This is a genomic window from Afifella sp. YEN Y35 (genome assembly GCF_047553465.1).
GTDB lineage: Bacteria > Pseudomonadota > Alphaproteobacteria > Rhizobiales > Afifellaceae > Afifella > Afifella aestuarii.
This window is the reverse complement of sequence record NZ_CP180203.1, coordinates 1,066,029-1,084,877: the sequence shown is the minus strand read 5'-3', so window position 1 is coordinate 1,084,877 and position 18,849 is coordinate 1,066,029. Positions and strand designations below refer to the sequence as shown.

Annotated in this window: 17 protein-coding genes; 6 read left to right on the top strand and 11 right to left on the bottom strand. The window is 61.5% G+C overall.

The window, feature by feature from the left end; translation table 11 throughout:
- Nucleotides 1–64: 64 nt before the first annotated feature.
- The 4 genes from ACK8CP_RS05235 to ACK8CP_RS05220 all read right to left on the bottom strand — a co-directional run bounded on the left by ACK8CP_RS05235 (nt 65) and on the right by ACK8CP_RS05220 (nt 5,337).
- Nucleotides 65–1,159, bottom strand: a complete 1,095-nt coding sequence (locus ACK8CP_RS05235; RefSeq protein ID WP_092812216.1) for an extracellular solute-binding protein — start codon at nt 1,157–1,159, stop codon at nt 65–67.
- A gap of 101 nt (nt 1,160–1,260) precedes the next feature.
- Nucleotides 1,261–2,376, bottom strand: a complete 1,116-nt coding sequence (locus ACK8CP_RS05230) for an ABC transporter ATP-binding protein (RefSeq protein ID WP_414833570.1) — start codon at nt 2,374–2,376, stop codon at nt 1,261–1,263.
- Between the two features lie 259 nt (nt 2,377–2,635).
- Nucleotides 2,636–3,832 (bottom strand): M24 family metallopeptidase, encoded by a 1,197-nt coding sequence (locus ACK8CP_RS05225; protein WP_414833569.1) that lies wholly within the window; start codon nt 3,830–3,832, stop codon nt 2,636–2,638.
- A gap of 119 nt (nt 3,833–3,951) precedes the next feature.
- A complete protein-coding gene (locus tag ACK8CP_RS05220) occupies nt 3,952–5,337 on the bottom strand; it encodes an aminotransferase (RefSeq protein WP_414833568.1) in 1,386 nt (461 codons plus the stop codon).
- Nucleotides 5,338–5,709: 372 nt separating this feature from the next.
- Here ACK8CP_RS05220 and doeB point away from each other — a divergent pair, with 372 nt between their 5' ends.
- Nucleotides 5,710–6,720 (top strand): N(2)-acetyl-L-2,4-diaminobutanoate deacetylase DoeB, encoded by a 1,011-nt coding sequence (gene doeB / locus ACK8CP_RS05215; protein WP_414833567.1) that lies wholly within the window; start codon nt 5,710–5,712, stop codon nt 6,718–6,720.
- 211 nt (nt 6,721–6,931) lie between these two features.
- On the opposite strand, the gene ACK8CP_RS05210 is transcribed toward doeB, so the two are convergent.
- From ACK8CP_RS05210 to ACK8CP_RS05200, 3 genes are read right to left on the bottom strand one after another with little or no spacing between them, the layout of a single operon-like run.
- A complete protein-coding gene (locus ACK8CP_RS05210) occupies nt 6,932–7,909 on the bottom strand; it encodes a quinone oxidoreductase family protein (RefSeq protein ID WP_414833566.1) in 978 nt (325 codons plus the stop codon).
- Nucleotides 7,906–8,634 carry a TerC family protein gene (locus ACK8CP_RS05205; RefSeq protein WP_414833565.1) on the bottom strand — a complete coding sequence of 243 codons (729 nt, stop codon included), beginning with the start codon at nt 8,632–8,634 and terminating at the stop codon, nt 7,906–7,908. The genes ACK8CP_RS05210 and ACK8CP_RS05205 overlap by 4 nt, the downstream gene beginning before the upstream one ends.
- Nucleotides 8,635–8,652: 18 nt before the next feature.
- Nucleotides 8,653–9,390: a CDP-alcohol phosphatidyltransferase family protein gene (locus ACK8CP_RS05200; protein WP_111328846.1), complete on the bottom strand. Its 738-nt coding sequence runs from the start codon at nt 9,388–9,390 to the stop codon at nt 8,653–8,655.
- A 260-nt stretch (nt 9,391–9,650) separates the two neighbouring features.
- On the opposite strand from ACK8CP_RS05200, the gene ACK8CP_RS05195 reads away from it, so the two are divergent.
- The gene (locus ACK8CP_RS05195) at nt 9,651–10,823 is read left to right on the top strand and encodes an FAD-dependent monooxygenase (RefSeq protein WP_414833564.1); all 1,173 of its coding nucleotides are present in this window, start codon (nt 9,651–9,653) and stop codon (nt 10,821–10,823) included.
- A gap of 3 nt (nt 10,824–10,826) precedes the next feature.
- On the opposite strand, the gene ACK8CP_RS05190 is transcribed toward ACK8CP_RS05195, so the two are convergent.
- The gene (locus ACK8CP_RS05190) at nt 10,827–11,792 is read right to left on the bottom strand and encodes an AEC family transporter (protein ID WP_414833563.1); all 966 of its coding nucleotides are present in this window, start codon (nt 11,790–11,792) and stop codon (nt 10,827–10,829) included.
- A gap of 215 nt (nt 11,793–12,007) precedes the next feature.
- Here ACK8CP_RS05190 and ACK8CP_RS05185 point away from each other — a divergent pair, with 215 nt between their 5' ends.
- Nucleotides 12,008–12,850, top strand: coding sequence for a lysophospholipid acyltransferase family protein (locus tag ACK8CP_RS05185; RefSeq protein WP_414833562.1), 843 nt, complete (start codon nt 12,008–12,010; stop codon nt 12,848–12,850).
- Between the two features lie 75 nt (nt 12,851–12,925).
- Nucleotides 12,926–13,246, top strand: coding sequence for a heat shock protein HspQ (hspQ, locus tag ACK8CP_RS05180; protein WP_414833561.1), 321 nt, complete (start codon nt 12,926–12,928; stop codon nt 13,244–13,246).
- A 24-nt stretch (nt 13,247–13,270) separates the two neighbouring features.
- On the opposite strand, the gene ACK8CP_RS05175 is transcribed toward hspQ, so the two are convergent.
- On the bottom strand, nt 13,271–14,581 hold the full coding sequence (locus ACK8CP_RS05175; protein WP_414833560.1) for an Nramp family divalent metal transporter: 1,311 nt from the start codon (nt 14,579–14,581) through the stop codon (nt 13,271–13,273).
- Between the two features lie 185 nt (nt 14,582–14,766).
- Nucleotides 14,767–15,405 carry an invasion associated locus B family protein gene (locus ACK8CP_RS05170; RefSeq protein ID WP_234628098.1) on the bottom strand — a complete coding sequence of 213 codons (639 nt, stop codon included), beginning with the start codon at nt 15,403–15,405 and terminating at the stop codon, nt 14,767–14,769.
- Between the two features lie 194 nt (nt 15,406–15,599).
- Here ACK8CP_RS05170 and ACK8CP_RS05165 point away from each other — a divergent pair, with 194 nt between their 5' ends.
- On the top strand, nt 15,600–17,429 hold the full coding sequence (locus ACK8CP_RS05165; protein ID WP_414833559.1) for an extracellular solute-binding protein: 1,830 nt from the start codon (nt 15,600–15,602) through the stop codon (nt 17,427–17,429).
- A gap of 37 nt (nt 17,430–17,466) precedes the next feature.
- Nucleotides 17,467–18,150, top strand: coding sequence for a DsbA family oxidoreductase (locus ACK8CP_RS05160; RefSeq protein WP_414833558.1), 684 nt, complete (start codon nt 17,467–17,469; stop codon nt 18,148–18,150).
- A gap of 38 nt (nt 18,151–18,188) precedes the next feature.
- Here ACK8CP_RS05160 and ACK8CP_RS05155 read toward each other — a convergent pair whose 3' ends face one another.
- A complete protein-coding gene (locus ACK8CP_RS05155) occupies nt 18,189–18,830 on the bottom strand; it encodes a cation transporter (RefSeq protein WP_414833557.1) in 642 nt (213 codons plus the stop codon).
- Nucleotides 18,831–18,849 lie beyond the last annotated feature (19 nt).

The following is an 18,849-nucleotide window of genomic DNA, read 5'->3' as shown; positions in this document are numbered from 1 at the left end:
TGCGCTCCACGTTCATGCCCGGCGCGGGAGAACCGCGCCGGACGTGTTTTCCGACCAGGTTCGCTTACTGAGCGAGCCAGGCGTTGAAGCGCTCTTCGAGCTGGTCGCCGTAATCGGCCCAGAAGGAGGTGTCGAACTGCACCGCCGTCTCGAAGTTTTCGGGCGTCGTCGGCATATGCGGCTTCATGTCGATGTCGGTGCCCTCCATCTTCCCGACGAGAGGCACAGACGACTTCCGCGCCGGCGCGTAGGCGATGTATTTCGCCTGGTCCGCAAGCCGCTGCGTATCGGTGGCGAAATAGAGATAGTCCTTTATCAGCTTCAGATCGTCTTCGCTCTGATCCACGGGAACGACCCAGCCGTCGACCTCGAACATCTGGTGGTCCCACATGATCTTGAAGGGCTGGTCCTCGTTCACCTGCGCATTGAAGATACGGCCGTTATAGGCAGTGGCGATGACAGCTTCCTGGTCGGCAAGCATCTGCGGCGGCTGCGCGCCTTCCGACCACCAGATCACGTTATCCTTGATCTCGTCGAGCTTGGCGAAGGCGCGGTCCTGCCCTTCGCGCGTTGCGAGCACCTCGTAAACCTCGTCCGCAGGCACACCGTCGGCGATGAGAGCCCATTCAAGGTTTTTCTGAGGAATTTTCTGTAAGGACCTAGTTCCCGGGAATTTTTCGAGATCCCAGACATCTGCCACCGTCTTGGGGCCGCCATCCGGAAACGCTTCCTCGTTATACGCGAACATGGTCGCGTAAAGGATCTGCGGAATGAAGCAATCGCCGAGCGTGCCGTCGATGAAATCCTCTGTGGGTTTGGCTCCATCCGGGCCCGGAGCGAGCCACTCGTCGTGCGGGATCTCCATGATGAGACCCTCGTCGCAGGCGCGCTGCGCATCCGCCTGCAGCATATCGACGACGTCCCAGGTGACGTTCCCGGCCTCGACCTGCGAGCGGATGCCCGCAAGCGCATTTGCCGATTTATCCTCACGCAGGATCTGCGTGCCGGTCTTCTCGCTGTAGGGTTCGTGATAGGCCTTTTCCTGCGACATCGTATAGGCGCCGCCCCAGGATACGATCGTCAGGCTGTCACCTTCTGCGGCCAAGGCCATGCTCGGCACAATCGCCACTGCGGCCATAAGGGATAGGGTTCGCTTCATTCGGACTGACCTCCGTTGCTGTTGGTCCCCGTTTGGGAGCTTTTGCCGGCATTATTCATGTCCTGCCGGTCGGGAAATGGGCGCCAGATATGGGCGCTTTGTCAGGCGTCGAGTGCCCGACAATCTTCAATCGTCCAGCCGAGACGCGCGGCCTGGCCGCGCTGAAGGCTCGGATGCCCGGCCGCATTCGGGATCTTGACGATGAAATCATCATGGCCTGCCACGGCAAGCCGGGTGCGGATGTGATCACCGAGATAGATCACTTCCTGCACAGTGCCTTCCAGGACATTGGGAGTGGCCCCCTCGTCCGGATTGATGAGCACGCGCTCGGGCCGCAAAGACAGGGTCGTGCGGTCCCCGCCATTGAGATTGACCGGAAGTGCGCGCACGTCTTCGCCCGTATCGAGCTTCACCCGCACTTCCTGATCGCTGACGCGCTCCACGATACGCCCCGAAAAGCGATTGTTCTCGCCGATGAACTGGGCGACGAAGGCGTTGTCGGGCGCCTCGTAGAGAACTTCAGGCGTCGACAATTGCTGGATGATGCCGTCGTTGAACACCGCAACGCGGTCCGACATGGTCAGCGCTTCCGTCTGATCATGCGTCACATAGACGACCGTCACCCCGAGATTGTCGTGGATGTGCTTGATCTCGAACTGCATCTGCTCGCGCAGCTGCTTGTCGAGAGCGCCGAGCGGTTCGTCCATCAAGACGAGATCCGGCTCGAACACGAGCGCTCGCGCCACGGCCACACGCTGCTGCTGTCCGCCCGAAAGCTGCGCCGGCCGCCTGTCGCCGAATTGCGGCAGCTCGACCATCTCCAGCGCCCGCTTCACGCGTTCTTCCGTGTCGCTTTTCGAGACACCGCGCACCTTCAGCGGAAACGCCAGATTCTCCGACACGGTCATGTGCGGAAAGAGCGCGTAATTTTGGAACACCATCCCGATACTGCGCTTGTGCGGCGGCACGTTGTCGATGCGCTGATCGTGCAGATAGATCGCGCCGTGGGTGGTGGATTCGAAACCTGCCAGCATCATGAGGCAGGTGGTTTTCCCGGACCCGGACGGCCCAAGCATGGTCAGGAATTCGCCGCGCTCAATCTCGAGGTTCAGATTTTTGATGACGAGCGTTTCGCCATCATAGCTCTTCTGAACGTCCTCGAAGCGCACATAGGCGCGATCTTCGGCGCCTTCGGCGACGCCGTTCTCGTCCTGCATGAATGCCTTTCTGCCACACTGTCGACGGCTCCCGAGCGAAGCCTCGACGCTGCTGCTGTTCAACCCATTGTCTTTTTTGGACGGCTTAAGCCGTCTTTGATCCACCACCGAGCGTCTGCCGCTGGCGAAGGACTTCGTCTCTATTTCGTCACTTTTCCAAGAAATGGCGCCAAAAGCAAGCCGCAGCGCACAGAACCGCCGCGACTTTGGGATAATTGCCGTTCTCGACGAGCGCCATAAACGGCGCCAAACCCTTGAACTACTTGACGACTAGCTCGCGCGAAAAAGTGCAGAACTGCTCCACACCCGATTGGGTGATCCGGATGGGTTCGGAAATCTCGATACCCCAATCGTCGAGCCAGAGCCCCGGCATGAAGTGAATCGTCATATTGGGTTGAAGCACCGTTTCGTCGCCCGCCCGCAACGACAACGTCCGCTCGCCCCAGTCCGGCGGATAGTTCAGACCAAACGAGTAGCCACACCGGGATTCCTTGAAGATACCGTGGCGCGCAATGACCCCGCTCCACCAGGCATAGACATCATGCGCCGTTGCACCCGGTCGCGCGGCCTCAAGCGCCGCCTCGATACCTTCGTCGACGATTTTTGCCGCATCGAGCATCTTCTGCGGCGGCGTTCCGAGATAGACGGTTCGGCTCATCGGGGCATGGTAGCGATGCCGGACGCCAGCGATCTCGACCGTCGTTCCGGTCTGGGCGAGAAACGGCTCGTCCCGCCAGGTGATATGAGGGCAGGATGTGCTAACCCCGCTCGGCATCAACGGCATGATGGCGGGATAATCGCCGCCATATCCCCCCTCGCCCGGTATGCCACGGACCCCCGTCTCGAGAATGGCGGCCGCCACCTCGCTTTGCGGAACACCGACATCGATCAGGTCGACGGCCTTCTGCATGATACGCTCGGTGATGCGGGCCGCCTGCCGGATCAGCGCGATTTCGGCATCCGACTTCACGCATCGCAACCAGTTCACCAGAACGCCGGCATCGGCGAAGACCGCGTCGGGCAACTCCTGAACGAGCACGGCCTGAGCCCGTGCCGTGAAATAGTAGGAATCAGCCTCGACACCGATTCTGCCCGAGCCGAGCCCCCGTTCGGCGATCGTACTGGCCAGCACCTGCATCGGATGCCGCGTCAGCGACTGCACATATTCGTCGGCATAACCGATGACGTTTTCTACCGGGAGAATCGTCGTCAGATGCGCGCCGTTCACATCCTGATTGCGGCCCACCCACAAAGGCTGTTCGAGGGCCTGCGCGACGATCACAGCCTGATGCACATAAAACGACCAGCCATCATAGCCGGTCAGATAGTTCATGTTCGCCGGATCACAGACGATGAGAACGTCCAGGCCGGCCGCGTCCATCGCCCGTTTCGTGTTGACAAGCCTCTGGGTAAACTCGTCCTCGCTGAACGGAGTGTTGTTCTTGCCAAACTCCATACCGGCTCTCCCTCCGCGGCCCAAAATCTCCGCCGACGGCGGTCTTCCACCGCCGTGCAGTTTCCGGGCCAAGCCTCTGGCTTTATCCGCCCAGGCTGGGCGAATGCATCAACGCGGCCTCAAAGGCTTTCGGAGACGCGCTCGATGGCCCGTTTCGTTGCCGAGACGACCTGGTCGACCTCGTCGCGGGTGATCACGAGCGGAGGCGAGAAGCCAAGACATTCGCTGTGCGGCATCGCGCGGGCGATCACCCCCTCTTCCAGGAGCGCGGCCGACATTTTCATGCCGACTTTCAAGGACGGATCCGGCGCGGCCTTCGTATCCTTGTCACCGACGAATTCGACGGCCGCCATCAGGCCGACACCACGGACCTCGCCGACAAGCCGGTGATCGCCGACCGCCTCCTGCAGGGATTTGACAAGATAGCCGCCTGTGTCACGGGCATTTGCGGTGAGATCTTCGCGGTCGATGATATCGAGGTTGGCGTTCGCCGCGGCCGCACAGGTCGGGTGCGCGGAATAGGTCCAGCCATGACCGATGACGCCGAGATCGTCGGTCCCCTTTTCGAGCCCCTGCCAGACTTTTTCGCCGACGATGACGCCCGACAAAGGCAGATAGGCTGAGGTCACGCCTTTGGCGATGGTGATAAGATCCGGCTCGATGCCGTAGGTGTGCGAACCGAAATATTCGCCGGTGCGGCCAAATCCCGTGACGACCTCATCGGCAATCAGGAGAATGTCGTACTTTTTCAGAACCGCCTGAATTTCCTGCCAATATCCCTCAGGCGGCGGAATGATCCCGCCGGTTCCCATGACGGGCTCACCGATGAAGGCCGCGACCGTCTCCGGTCCCTCGGCAAGGATCAGTTCTTCGAGCTCCGCCGCCATGCGTTTGGAAAAGTCCGCCTCGCTTTCCCCTTCCCGGCCGTAGCGCCAGTAATGCGGGCACGACGTGTGCAGGATCGGCGAGCGTGGGAGATCGAATGCGTTGTGGAAGAGCGCAAGACCCGTCAGGCTTCCCGTCATGATGCCCGACCCGTGATAGCCGCGCTGCCTGGAGATGATCTTCTTCTTTTCCGGTCGCCCCATCACGTTGTTGTAGTACCAGACGAGCTTGATGTTGGTCTCGTTGGCATCCGATCCGGAAAGCCCCCAATAGATGCGCTGCATCCCGAGGCCGACTTTGTCGACGATCCGACTCGACAGCCGGATCACCTGCTCGTTCGAATGGCCCGCATAGGCATGGAAATAGGCAAGCTCCTTCGCCTGGGCGTAGATCGCATCTGCGATTTCCTGACGTCCGTAGCCGACGTTCACGCAATAAAGGCCCGCAAAGGCATCAAGGCTTTTGCGTCCGTCCCGATCGACGATGGTGCAGCCTTTGCCCCCGGTCACAATTCGCGACGGCGCCTCGCCGCGCGCAAATTGCGCAAGATGCGTCGAAGGGTGGAAGACATGCGCCCGGTCGAGTGTTTCCAGGTCATTGGCGGTGACGTGTTCGTCCATGACGGGGTCCTTTCGGTTGGCGGGAGGAGACGATTTAGGGGCCGGCCGGGCAAGGGCTGGCCGACGGGGTCGAAGTTGCCCACGGCAGAGGGAATGTCTTCCGACGGTCGAACACCGCCATGTCTGAAGGCGCGCGCGAGCCATTCCTTTTCCGAAACGGGCCGACAGGCGGCGCGACGCCTGGCACGAACCGTGTGAAGACGGACAAAGGAAGCCTAGGCGTTGAAATCCGAAGGGGCAAGCAGGTGCCGGCCCCGCATAGTCGGCCGGAGGTTTCCGAAAGCAATTCTCCCAATAGACGCGTTGAAGCTTGCGAGGATCTCCAATCCTATGCTTTCGACCAGAAAGCATGGAAGCTCGAACGAGACCGCGATGATTGACAGCCCCATCGTTCCGACCGTCGATTTTGAGCGCGAAGGCATCCAGCACGGTTATCTGAGACTGCCATGGAGCCGCGACGAAAGCGCATGGGGCAATCTCATGATCCCGGTCACGGTTGTGAGCAACGGCCCCGGCCCGACCGCCCTCGTCACCGGCGGCAGCCATGGCGACGAATATGAGGGACCCGTCGCACTCGCCGATTTTGCCCGGAAGATCACGCTCGATGACATCACCGGGCGCATCATCCTCGTTCCCTTCATGAACTACCCGGCGTTTCGTACAGGAACCCGCCTCTCGCCCATCGACACGTTCAATCTCAACCGCACCTTCCCAGGACGCGCGGACGGCAGTGTGACGGAGAAGATCGCCGATTACATTCAGCGCGTTCTGCTGCCCATGGCGGATCTGGTGCTCGACTTCCATTCCGGCGGAAAGACACTCGATTTCCTGCCTTTTGCGGCCTGTCACGTGCTCGAAAACAAGGCGCAGGAGGCGCGTTGCCGGGAAGCCCGAGATGCATTCTGCGCGCCCTATTCGATGACCATGTTGGAGATCGACGCCGTCGGCATGCTCGACACGGCCGCAGAGGCGCTCGGCAAAGTCTTCGTCACGACGGAAATCGGCGGGGGTGGAACCTCCACGGCGCGGACATTGGCGATCGCCCGGCGCGGCCTCGCAAACGTCCTCAAACATGCGGGCATTCTGGCAGGCCCGATCGACCACCAGCCATCCATATTTCTGGATATGCCCGGACCGGAGTGTTTTTCCTTCAGCCAGTCCGAAGGCTTCATCGAGCCCGCGATCGATCTTGGGGCGCATGTCAGAAAGGGGGATCTCCTCCTTTCAGTGCATCCGATCGAACGTTTGGGCGGAAAGCCTCAAGAGTATCGAGCCGGTCTCGACGGGATCCTCGCCGCTCGTCATTTTCCTGGGCTCGTCGGTCTTGGTGACTGTCTCGCGGTCGTCGCAACCACGGAGCCTGATAAGCCAGCCGAGGAATAGCTTGAGCCCGTCCAGCCCGGGCTATGATGCGGCGGATCGCCATAGGAGCCCGCAAGCCTTCGCCTGGTAAGGTCGAAGCCTTCTCACTCCAAATCCTGCCGGGCCCCGCGCCCGGCTTCTTTGTTGAGGGGGACAGAGCCACCCCGATATGGTGCGGCTCGCATTGCGATCGTGTCAGACGAACTTAGATCACGGGCGCAGTTTCAACTCCTCACGGAACGAGGACGGTCGCTCCCGTCGTCGCCCGGCCTTCAAGCGCACGATGGGCGTCTGCCACATCCTTCAACGCGAATTCCTGGTTGACTTCGATCTTCACGAACCCGCTCGCCACGACGTGAAACAGATCGTCCGCCATCGCCTGCAGGCTTTCGCGCTTGGCGATGTAGCTGAAAAGGGTGGGCCGACAGGCGTAAAGCGACCCCTTCTGGGCCAGCAATGCGAGGTTGAAATCCTTGATCGGCCCCGAGGATTGGCCGAAGGACACCCACATGCCCCGTGGCTTCAGGCAATCGAGCGACCCGGGATAGGTACTCTGACCGACGGAATCATAGACGACGTCGCACAGGCGGCCATCTGTGATGTCCTTGACGCGAGCGACGAAATCCTCCTCGCGATAATTGATCGTGTGCGTACAGCCGTGCGCTTTGGCGAGTTCGGCCTTGTCGGCCGATCCAACGGTCCCGATGACGGTCGCGCCGAGATGCTTCGCCCATTGACAGGCGATCAACCCAACCCCACCGGCAGCCGCGTGAAAGAGGATCGTCTGCCCGCGTTCGACCCGAAACGTCTGGCGCAGGAGATACTGGGCCGTCAGTCCCTTCAGCATCATCGCCGCGCCGGTCTTGAAGTCGATCTCGTCGGGAAGCCGCACCAGACTATCGGCAGAAATCAGTCGCTCCGCCGCATAGGCGCCGAGTCCGCCGACATAAGCGACCCTGTCGCCCGCCCGAAAACGCGAAACCCCGGCCCCGACGGAGACAACGGTACCAGCCCCTTCATTGCCAGGCGTGAGCGGCAAGCCGTTTGGCGCATTGTAGAGGCCGGTGCGGTAGTAGGTGTCGAGGTAGTTGAGCCCGATCGCCTCATGCCGGATCTTGACTTCGCCCTCCCCCGGCGCGCCGACCTCTTCGTCTTCGATCTGCAGCACCTCCGGCCCGCCATGCGCGTGAACCCGAACGACAATCGTCACTCTCCGCCTCCTGCAATCTTCTGCCGGCGGCGCCGCGCAAGGACGTTGAACACCTCGACCACCGCCGCAAATGCCATGGAAAAGTAGATATAACCGCGCGGGATGTGGAAACCCAAACCGTCGGCGATGAGGGCCACGCCGATCAGAAGCAGAAAGGCGAGCGCCAGCATTTTGGTGGTCGGATTGTGCTTGATGAACTCGGCGATCGGTCCCGACGCGGCATACATGACTGCAATCGCCACAATGACGGCGGCGATCATCACCTCGACATGTTCGGCCATCCCGATCGCCGTGATGATGGAATCGACGGAAAAAACCATATCGATGATCAGCACTTGGGCGATGATCCCGCCAAAGGACGCGGTCTTGGCCTCCGCAAGCGTCGCCGTCTCATGCTCGATCTCGGCATGGATCTCATGCGTCGCCTTGTAGATCAGGAAGAGCCCGCCACCGATCAAGATGAGATCGCGCCACGAGACGTCCTGCCCGAACGCGGTGAAGACCGGCGCCGTGAGCCCAATCAGCCACGACAGGACGAGCAGAAGCAGGATGCGGAAGACGAGTGCCAGAAGAAGCCCGATCTGGCGTGCCTTTTTGGCCTGCTCCTCCGGCAGCCGGCTGACGACGACCGAAATGAAGACGATGTTGTCGATGCCAAGCACGATCTCCATGACGCAAAGCGTCAGGAAACTCGCCCAGATCTGCGGATCCGACAGAAGCTCCATGGCCTCAGCTGGCCAAGGCTAAAAGCGTGCCAGAAGCTGCTGAACGCCAGCGACACCGAGAAGATAGAAGCTCGTGACGAGCAGCAGCATCTCGACCGTCGAATTCTGATCGAAACCGGTCGCGATCAAAATGCCGGCACAGATCATCCACAGCACCATCATCAACAGTGTGAGCCAGCGCCATTTGGTGACACGCACGGGATGCACGAAATTGACCGGAAGAAACGTGCCGACAGCGAGGAGCACCGTCACCATGAAGGTTACGAAAGGATGCGGCTGCAAAGCGAAGAGGACGAAGACGGCGAGATTCCAGGCGGCCGGGAACCCTCTGAACGAATTGTCCGGCTCCTTCATCCGCGTGTCGGCGAAATAGAGCGCGCCGGTGATCGCCACGATCATCGCGGCGAGAATGCCGAAAAAAGTTCCGAGTCCGCAGCCGCTCGCCAGGATGATGGCCGGCACGAAGACATAGGTCGTGTAATCGATGACGAAATCGAGCGCGCTGCCATCCCAGCGCGGCAGGCGCGAGCCCACCTGGTAGCGGCGCGCGATCGGCCCGTCGAGCGCATCGACGATGAGCGCGATCCCAAGCCACACGAATGCGGCGCGCCATTCTCCGCGCGCGGCCGCAAGCGTCGCAAGCAATGCCAGCGCCGCCCCGCTTGCCGTCAACAGATGGATGGCGAAGAGCGACGCGGCGGCGCGCAGATGCTCCAGTTGCTGCCCGAGCTGCAAATCTCTAGACCCCGTCAACATAGTGGCTCCTCATGCCGCGTTCGGCGCCAAAACACCAGCCCTCCGGCAAGGGCAAAAAGATCCACCGGTTGTCTGCCGGCGAGGCATTGGCCCGGTTGCGGCAAACGATGCAAGCTTTTTGCGTCACGGAGAGATTCTTTTCCTCGTTGTGGTCTTTGCTTGCGCTCCCGCAAGAGGCCATATGCCTGGAAACGCAACCCATAGGGCAATAAATGCTCGGCAGACAATCTGGTTCGAGCGAAGATATGGCAGGATTGAGGATGAAGCCACGCGACGATTTCGAAATCTGCATCGTCGGAGGCGGTGCCACCGGCTGGGCGGCGGCTCTCGCGGCGGCAGAAGCCGGACGCACCACTGCCATCATCGCTCCACCTGCAAACTTCCCCATCGGGCGCACCGCCGCGCTTTTTGCTGGCTCGATCGAGCTTCTGGAACAGTTCGGCGCCATGCCCGATCTCGTCTCGGCCGCCGCACCTTTGCAGGCTATGCGGCTCATCGACGACACCGGGCGGCTCATTCGTGCGCCCGAGGTGACGTTCTACGCCGGCGAGATCGGTTTGAACGCCTTTGGCTACAACATTCCCAATCGCCGCCTCGTCGAAGCGCTCTCCGAGCGCGCACGCAACAGCCGCTACATCACCATTTTCGAGGATACGGCCAGCGAACTGAGCTTCCAGACCGACTGCGTTCACATCACCACCGGTCGCGGCGCCTCCTTGAAGAGCGACCTCGTTGTCGGTGCCGACGGCTCCCGCTCTCTCGTTCGAGCCAAAACCGGCATAGCGGTCAGACGGTGGCGCTATGCCCAATCGGCTCTGGTCACGACCTTATCCGTCACTCACCCCCACCATTCCGTCTCAACGGAGTTCCACACGGATCGAGGTCCGTTCACGCTCGTCCCGATGCAGGGCAACAATGTCAGCCTGGTCTGGGTCGAACGCCCGCGAGAAGCTGCCCTTCTTTGCGAGATTCCCGAGGAAGAATTCGCGCGGCGCGCAGAACGCTCCGCCCACTCGCTCCTGGGGGCCATGCAGGTCACCTCGCCGCGCGTCAGCTATCCTCTTTCGGCTGGTCTCGCCGACCGCTTCGCCTCGGGGCGTGCACTTCTGATCGGCGAGGCCGCGCATATTTTTCCCCCGATCGGAGCTCAGGGCCTCAATCTCGGCTTGCGCGACGTCGAAGCCCTCAAAACGGTCCTGTCGCTCAATCGCAACCGGCTCGACGAAGGCACCGCCACAGAATTTCATCGCCTTCGCCAGGCCGATGTTCGCAGCCGTACGCTTGCGGTCGATCTTCTGAACCGATCGCTGCTGACCGGGCTTCTGCCGGTCCAGGCGTTGCGCGCGGTCGCGCTCTCGGCAGCCGGCGGCTTTGCACCCTTCCGACGGTTTCTGATGCAGCAGGGTCTGGCGAAGACGTTCCGGGGTCTCTGAGGCCTAGGATCCGAACGGATCAAGCGGCAGAAGGCCCGTGGTGACGAGATAAAGAACGAGACTGAGAGTGATCACGGAGGCCGCGGTTCCGAGCAGGATCCCCGACGAGCCTTCCAGCACATAGGTGCGATACTGCGCCGCGATGACGTAGATCGTGGCGGCAGGCGGCAGTGCCGCCATCAAAACCCCGGTCTGGATCCAGACCGGGTCGAACCCTCCGATCCAGGTGAGGAGAAGATAAGCGATCAGCGGGTGCACGAGGAGCTTGATCGCGATCAGAAACGGCAGTTCGCCCGGCACCCGCCGCAGCGGCCGCAGGCCAACCGTCACGCCGAGAGCGAAGAGCGCGCAGGGCGCGGCAGATCCCCCGAGGAGCGACAGAAATCGCTCGAGCGGCGCGGGAAGTCCAACATCGACGAAGGCGGCCAAAACGCCGGCAAGCGTCGCAAGGATAAAGGGATGCAGGAGCACTTTGCGGGGAATCGACTTCAAGATTGAGCCGATCGGCTGATGACTGGCCCCGCTCATCGCCATCATGAGGGGCGCCAGCGTGAAGACGAGGGTCACGTCGAAGCTGAAGATCAGCGCGGCCGGTGCGGCCGCCTGTGGCCCAAGCGCGACGATCGCCAGCGGCGCGCCCATATAGCCGACATTGCCGTAGCCCCCGACGAGCCCCTGAACGGTCGCCTCCGGAATGCGACCGTCGTTCTTGAGCACCGCAAAGGCAAAGGCGAAAGCAAACGCAGTATAGGTCGCAAAAGTGGTCGCGAATATGAAGCTGCCGTTCGTCAGCTCTTCGATCGGCGTCTTCGAGAGCACCTCGAAGAAGAGCGCGGGGAGCGCGAAATAGATCACGTAGATGTTGAGCCAGGCGAGCGCCTTCTCGTCCTCATGCCAGATGCGGCCGGCGACGAAACCGAGAAGGATCAGACCAAAGAACGGCAGGGCAAGGCCCACGACATCACTCATCCTGAACCGGCGCTTTCCTTCTTCATGGGTGACAGACGACGGGTCGGCTCGTGTTGCATCCGCGTGCGAGCTTCGCTAAGCGGTCCGCCGACCCTGCGGGCTAGATGGTTGGACCCATCTCGTCAATTGACGCAGGCTTCCGCGGGCAAGCCATGACCTCCGGCCGATCATTGTCACCGACACGTCGCGCACGCTACTTCGCCGAGTACGCTCTCATGCGTCTCGTCGCGGTACTCCTGCGATCGTTACCAATCGATGTCGCGTCGAACATGATGGGCCGCGCCTGGAGTTTGGTCGGACCTCGAACGCATCGGCATCCGCGGGTGATGCAAAATCTGGCGATCGCCTTTCCCGAAAAGAGCGAATCGGAGCGCGAGGAGATCGCACGCCAGCAATGGGACAATTTGGGACGGACATTCGCCGAGAGCTTTCTCATCGACCTCATCTTGGCGAGCGACCGCGTGACGATCGACATCGACCCGAAGCTGCGTCAGAGCTTTGTCGACCGCGGTGCGGGCCTGCTGGTCGTCGGCCTCCATTCGGCCAATTGGGAGATCGCCTCGATCGCCATTCCCAAAGAGCTCAATGGGATCGGCCTCTACCAGAGGCTCAAGAACCCCTACTCGGACGCCTACGTCACGAGCTTGCGGTCAAACGTGTTTCCGGGTGGTCTCATCGCGAAAGCCAAGTCCACACCGAAGCGCGTGATGGCCCATGTGCGTGCGGGTGGTGCCGTCGCACTGCTCGGCGATCAGCGTGAAGCGAAAGGCATCAAGGTCGTGGTCTTCGGCAAGGAGACGACCGCCAATCCCTTTCCTGCGATGGTGGCACGTCGTTTGCATAATCCTGTGGTTGCTGGCCGCGTCCTTCGAGGCGAAGGTGCACGCTTCATCGTTCAGGCGAAGGTGCTCGAATGCCCCCAAACTGGAAACCAGATGGAGGACGTGGCCGTATTTACTCAGACGATCCAGACACAATTCGAAGCCTGGATCCGAGAGAGGCCGGGAGAGTGGATGTGGGTTCACGACCGCTGGAAATCAGCCCGAGCGCGCAGTTGAGGAGCCCGCAGCCGCGCCTTGACTTTCCCTCACGATGCCCGATCTTCGAGTTGTTAGGTTGAACTTATGGACAACATGCGATCAGCCAAATTCAATATCGGTGACGTCGTCAAGCATCGCTTCCTGCCGTTCCGCGGGGTGATTTTCGACGTCGATCCCGTCTTCGACAACACGGACGAATGGTACGATGCCATTCCGGCCGAGATCCGGCCGTCGAAGGACCAGCCATTCTATCATTTGCTGGCCGAGAATGCGGAGACCGAGTACGTGGCCTACGTCTCCGAACAGAACCTCGTCCCGGATGATTCGGGCGAACCCGTCCGTCATCCGCAGGTGACCGAGCTGTTCACCTCGTTTGAGAACGGACAATACCAAATGCGTGAGGCCATCAACTAGGGCTTCGCGGTCTCGTTCGCCCGATTAGAGAGGCGGCAGACCGGGTATGTCGATGCCGAAAATGTCGAGCAAGAGCACCAGATTGAGTGCCAGAACGACAACCGTTCCCGTCACGGCGATGACGCTGATCAAGCGCCGCGCAACGAACTGCCCCATGATCTCGCGGCTGGCGCTGAAGTAGACGAGTGCGATCATCGGCACAGGCAGTGCGATCGACAGAATCACCTGGCTGATGACGAGCGCCTTCGTGGCGTTGATGCCGAGCGCGACGACGACAAAGGCCGGCAGCATGGTGACGAGGCGCCGGACCCAGATCGGAATACTGAAGCCGACGAATCCTTGCATGATCATCTGTCCGGCCATCGTTCCGACGACGGAGCTCGATACGCCGGACGCGATCAGGGAGATCAGGAACACTTCGGCCGCCGCCACGCCGAGAAGCGGCGTCAGCGTGTGATAGGCGGTCTCGATCTCCGCAACCTCGCTGTGACCGGCATGGAAGGCGCTCGAGGCCATGACCACCATGGCCATGTTCACAAGCCCCGCCACCGCCAGGGCCAGCACCACTTCGCGATTGGAGAATCGAACGAGCGTGCGCCGCTCCTGATCGTTGGTCGCCGGGGCACGGTTCTGCGTCAGACCCGAATGCAGATAGACAGCATGCGGCATGACGGTCGCGCCGATGATGCCGACAGAAATCAGCAGCGCCTCGCCATCCGGCATCTCCGGCACAAAGACATGCAGACCGGCCGCCGCCCAATCGACGGGCGCAATGAACATCTCGATCAGGTAGCAAAGCCCGATAAGGCCGACGAGCGAGCCGATGATGAGTTCCATCGGCCGGAACCCTCCCCGCTCGAAAAGCAAGATCGCGAGCGTAACGACGGCCGTAATCGCCATGCCGACGAGGAGTGGCATGTCGAAGAGGAGCGCGAGCCCGATCGCTCCGCCGAGGAACTCGGCAAGGTCGGTCGCCATCGCGGCAATCTCGCTCACCACCCACATCACGAGAACGACTGGCAGCGGGAATCTGTCTCGACAGAGTTCCGCAAGATTGCGCCCCGTGACGATGCCGAGCCGCGCAGACAGGGCCTGAAACAGCATGGCGATCAGGTTCGCCATCAAGACGACCCACAGAAGCGTATAGCCGTACTTCGCGCCCGCCTGGATGTTCGTGGCGAAATTGCCCGGGTCCATATAGGCGATCGAGGCGATCACTGCCGGGCCGGCAAAGACCATTCCGGAGAAAGGCCCGCGGCGCCTGCCGGCAAGCGTCTCGCGGATCGCCACCGTTGTGCGGTCGGATAAGGAAGAAGAGCGAGGGGACGCGGTCACGCGGGAGCTTCTTTTGCTGTAAGGCGAGAAATGTAGCCCCGGCTAAATCATTGTCAACTGCACGCCACCGCACGATTTTCGATCTCCTGCGACGAGCGACCTCTCTCAGAAGACACAAGCGAGCCCCAAAACAAAAAAGGCCCCGGCGATGCCGGGGCCCTGAAACGTCTCATGAAGAGCCGGACTTACTGACCGGAGCTCTGCTGCTGCTTCTCGATGAGCTGCTTGCGGGCCTGCTCGGCCTTGCGCTTTAGCTCGTCCTGCAGCTTCTGCTGCTCGGCCTGCAGCTCTTTCGGGTCGATCGCTTCGCCCTCATAGGAGGCGGTGAAGCCCGACAGGCTGACGTCGAAATTGATCGGCTTGGCCTGCTGGTTGAGCGTGGTGATGACGAGCTTGCTGCCGCGCTTCATGGAAGCGAGAAAATCGTCGTTCACTTCCGCTTCTGCGAAGCAGAGATTCGGGAAGCAGATCGAGTACTGCACCTTGGTGGGCTTGCCGCCGTCGATCTGAACCTGCAGCCCCGGCCGCAAGAGCATTCCCGGCGGCACGGCGGAAACCAGGAACTTTTTGCCTTCCGTCTCGCGCAACGAGACGGCTGCAAGCAGCTGCCCGGTGGCGGCACGACGCTCGCGTGTAACCACGCAGACCTGCTTCTTGTTCTGCGGGTTTTCGCTGCACAGCTTGACCCATTCCGGCTGCTGCTGATCCTGGTTCGGCTGCTGGTCCTGCGCCCAGGCGGGCGAGACTGCAAGAACCAGGAGCAAGGGCGCCGCGACCTGCGCAATGGAACGCGACCGCCGCATCGCGGCCTGAAGAAATTGCATGGATGATCCTCGCACTGACTCGGCGCCCGCGGCGCCCTTTCATTCTGTCCGGGTTGGAAGACCTCAGAATGCGGCGACACCATGTCGGAGCCCCGCGGCCAACTCCATAGTCCGCAATTGCACGCTATGCCAGATTGGCGCAAGGTCCGATTCTCGCCCTTAAACGATAGACGATAACTGGAGAGCCATCCCAAATGGTGCCTTGCCCTCGCCTCACGAGCGCGCTCGCGGCGCTGCTCTTGGGGTTTGTCGCGTCGATCCTCCCAGCCAGCGCTCAAGAACCCCAGCACGGGATTGCCATGCATGGCGACCCGAAGCTTCCGGCGGACTTCGATCACCTCCCCTATGCCAATCCGGAGGCTCCGCAGGGAGGGCGCATCGCCTACGCGATGGTGGGCAGTTTCGACAGCCTCAATCCCTTCATCCTCAAGGGAACGGCGCCGCGCGCTCTATGGGACGACGAATGGGGCAACAATGTCTGGGAAAGCCTCATGGTGCGAAACCGCGACGAGCCGTTTTCGCTCTATGGGCTGCTCGCTGAGAGCGTCACCGTCCCTGACGACCGCTCGTGGATCTCGTTTTCCATACACCCGCAAGCGAAATGGGCCGACGGTGAGCCGGTCACGGCGCACGACGTCGTCTATTCTTTCAACCTCCTGAAAGACCATGGGCGCCCGAAAACCTGGTATGCCATGGTGGCAGATGTCACAGCCGAGAGCGAACGCACGGTGCACTTCACCTTCGGTGAGGGCGCCAGCCGCGAATTGCCGCTTCTCGTCGCGTTGCTTCCGATCTTCCCCAAACACGCCGTTTCGGAAGAAGAGTTTTCCCGAAGCAGCCTCACGCCGCTTATGGGCTCCGGCCCCTACGAGGTCGCAGAGACCCGCCCGGGCACCTCCATCATCCTGAAAAAGCGGGCCGACTATTGGGGCGAGGATCTGCCGGTGAAGCGCGGCTTCGACAATTTCGACGAGATCCGCTTGGAGTATTTCCGCGACACCAACACCTACTTCGAAGCCTTTAAGAAAGGGCTCTTCGACTATCATCGGGAAAAGGATCCGAGCCGCTGGCAGACCGGTTATCGCTTCCCGGCTGTGGAACAGGGCCTGGTCAAACTCGAAAAGTTCGATACGGGCATCCCCAAGGGGATGAATGGCTTCTTCATGAACACCCGGAAGCCGGTTTTCGCCGACAAGCGCGTGCGCCAGGCGCTCGGCTATTTTCTCGACTTCAAATGGCTCAACGAAAACCTCTTCCTCGGCGCCTACGACCGCACCGCAAGCTATTTCGAGGGCTCTGAACTCTCGGCAATCGGTCGCCCCGCCTCCGAAGAAGAAAAAAAGCTCCTCGCGCCCTACCCTGATGCGGTCCTCCCATCTGTGATGGACGGCAGCTATCGTCCGCCCGAAGGCGACGGCAGCGGCCGCGACCGCGACAATTTCCGCAAGGGCCTCGCCTTGCTGAAAGAGGCCGGCTGGGTCCGCCAGGGCGGCAAGATCGTCAACGAGAAGACGGGTGAGCCCTTCGCCTTCGAAATTCTGGTGATGACGCGCGAGGACGAGCGGCTGGCTCTCGCGTACCAGAACGCGCTGGCGCTCGTCGGCATCAGCGCAAATGTCCGGCAGGTCGATGCAAGCCAGTATTGGGAGCGGCTGAAGTCGTTCGACTTCGACATGATCAGGTACAATCTCGCCTTCGCGTCTCTCTCTCCCGGGAGTGAGCAATCCTTCCGCTGGTCCTCCGCAGCTGCAGAAAGCCCGGGAAGCTTCAATTTCTCCGGCGCCTCCGATCCCGCCATCGACGCGATGATCCAAAGCCTGCTGTCGGTCAGAGGCCGGGAGACCTTCGTCGCCGCGGTCCGCGCGCTCGATCGGGTCCTCATTTCCGGCTTTTACGTCGTGCCGCTCTTTCATGCCCCCGCCGAGTGGGTCGCCTATTGGAACAGGCTTTCCCATCCCTCGCACGGGTCGCTTTATGGACCGGAGCCGACCACCTGGTGGTCGGCCGAGGCCTCGCAGCATTGACGCTGGCCAGACAGGTGCCTCGCGCTAAGTTCCTCGCATGAGAGACGAACTTCCTCCGACCAGCCGCCTTTCCGTAGACGTCATCTCCGATGTGATGTGCCCTTGGTGCTTCATCGGCAAGCGACGCCTGGAAAAGGCCGCGAGCCAGACCGACATTCCGCTCGACATCCGCTGGCGCCCCTATCAGCTCGACCCGACCTTGCCGCCGGAAGGCAAGGACCGCAGCCTCTATCTTGCGGAGAAATTCGGCTCGGCTGAAAGAGCGCGCTCTCTCTACGTCGACGTGCGCGCCGCGGGAGCGCAGGAAGCGATTCCCTTCGATTTCGATGCGATCGAGGTCTCACCCAACACGCTCGACGCTCACCGCCTCATCCGCTGGTCGGCAAGCGCCGGCGTGCAGGACGTGATCGTCGAGGCGCTGTTCAATGCCTATTTCATCGAGGGCCGGCGTCTCAACGAGCCGGAGACGCTGACGGAGATCGCCGGCAACGCCGGCATGGATCGCGACATCGTCTCGAATCTTCTGGGCAGCGGCGCCGACCGAGAACTGGTCGAGGAGGAAATCGCCCTCGCCCGTCAGATGGGCGTGAGCGGCGTGCCGACCTTCGTTGTCGGCAACCGCTATGTCGTCGTTGGCGCACAGGCGCCTGAGGTCCTCGTCGAGGCTTTCAACGCGGCTTTGGCGGCGTCGCACAACGCCAACGACAACGGACCGGCCTAAGAGGGCCGGCTTACGGCTCACTCAGCTCCAGCTATCTTCTAGGCGGGCTTCTGCTCACGGGCTTCGTCCTGAAGTTCGAGAAACGCGTGGCGCACGATCATCGTCGCAGCCTGGAGCGCGAGCGAAGCCATCACGGCCGCGACGATGAGATCAGGCCAGGCCGTCTGCGTCCCGAAGACGCCGGCGGCTGCAACGAGCACGACGAGATTGCCGATCGCGTCGTTGCGCGAACAAAGCCAGACGGAACGCATATTGGCATCGCCCCCGCGATAGGCCCACAGAAGGCCGGCCACACCGAGATTGGCGATGAGCGCGAGGAGCCCGACCCAGGACATCGTCAGGGGATCCGGCGGCACCGCATTGAAGGCACGCCAGACGGTTGCAGCCACGATCCAAAGACCAAAGAGCCCCATCGTGGCGCCTTTCAAAAGCGCGGCCTTGGCTCGCACGGCCGGTGCCGAGGCGACGACCATCAGACTGACGGCATAATTTCCCGCGTCGCCGAGGAAATCGAGCGAATCGGCCTGCAGCGACAGCGACCCGGCGGCAAATCCCGCTCCTGCCTCCACGACGAACATCCCGGCATTCACAACAAGCGCGATCCAGAGAAGCCGGGCAAAGCGTCCGTCATCACCGCGGATTGCGTTCCCACAGCATTCGTCCTCGCAGCAACCGCTCATCTCGGCCTCACATCCGATC

Bases quoted from the DNA above. Each gene is read 5' to 3' on its own strand.
- ACK8CP_RS05235 (WP_092812216.1), bottom strand. From the start codon at position 1,159: ATGAAGCGAACCCTATCCCTTATGGCCGCAGTGGCGATTGTGCCGAGC.
- ACK8CP_RS05230 (WP_414833570.1), bottom strand. From the start codon at position 2,376: ATGCAGGACGAGAACGGCGTCGCCGAAGGCGCCGAAGATCGCGCCTAT.
- ACK8CP_RS05225 (WP_414833569.1), bottom strand. From the start codon at position 3,832: ATGGAGTTTGGCAAGAACAACACTCCGTTCAGCGAGGACGAGTTTACC.
- ACK8CP_RS05220 (WP_414833568.1), bottom strand. From the start codon at position 5,337: ATGGACGAACACGTCACCGCCAATGACCTGGAAACACTCGACCGGGCG.
- doeB (WP_414833567.1), top strand. From the start codon at position 5,710: ATGATTGACAGCCCCATCGTTCCGACCGTCGATTTTGAGCGCGAAGGC.
- ACK8CP_RS05205 (WP_414833565.1), bottom strand. From the start codon at position 8,634: ATGGAGCTTCTGTCGGATCCGCAGATCTGGGCGAGTTTCCTGACGCTT.
- ACK8CP_RS05200 (WP_111328846.1), bottom strand. From the start codon at position 9,390: ATGTTGACGGGGTCTAGAGATTTGCAGCTCGGGCAGCAACTGGAGCAT.
- ACK8CP_RS05195 (WP_414833564.1), top strand. From the start codon at position 9,651: ATGAAGCCACGCGACGATTTCGAAATCTGCATCGTCGGAGGCGGTGCC.
- ACK8CP_RS05190 (WP_414833563.1), bottom strand. From the start codon at position 11,792: ATGAGTGATGTCGTGGGCCTTGCCCTGCCGTTCTTTGGTCTGATCCTT.
- ACK8CP_RS05185 (WP_414833562.1), top strand. From the start codon at position 12,008: ATGCGTCTCGTCGCGGTACTCCTGCGATCGTTACCAATCGATGTCGCG.
- hspQ (WP_414833561.1), top strand. From the start codon at position 12,926: ATGCGATCAGCCAAATTCAATATCGGTGACGTCGTCAAGCATCGCTTC.
- ACK8CP_RS05170 (WP_234628098.1), bottom strand. From the start codon at position 15,405: ATGCAATTTCTTCAGGCCGCGATGCGGCGGTCGCGTTCCATTGCGCAG.
- ACK8CP_RS05165 (WP_414833559.1), top strand. From the start codon at position 15,600: ATGGTGCCTTGCCCTCGCCTCACGAGCGCGCTCGCGGCGCTGCTCTTG.
- ACK8CP_RS05160 (WP_414833558.1), top strand. From the start codon at position 17,467: ATGAGAGACGAACTTCCTCCGACCAGCCGCCTTTCCGTAGACGTCATC.
- ACK8CP_RS05155 (WP_414833557.1), bottom strand. From the start codon at position 18,830: ATGAGCGGTTGCTGCGAGGACGAATGCTGTGGGAACGCAATCCGCGGT.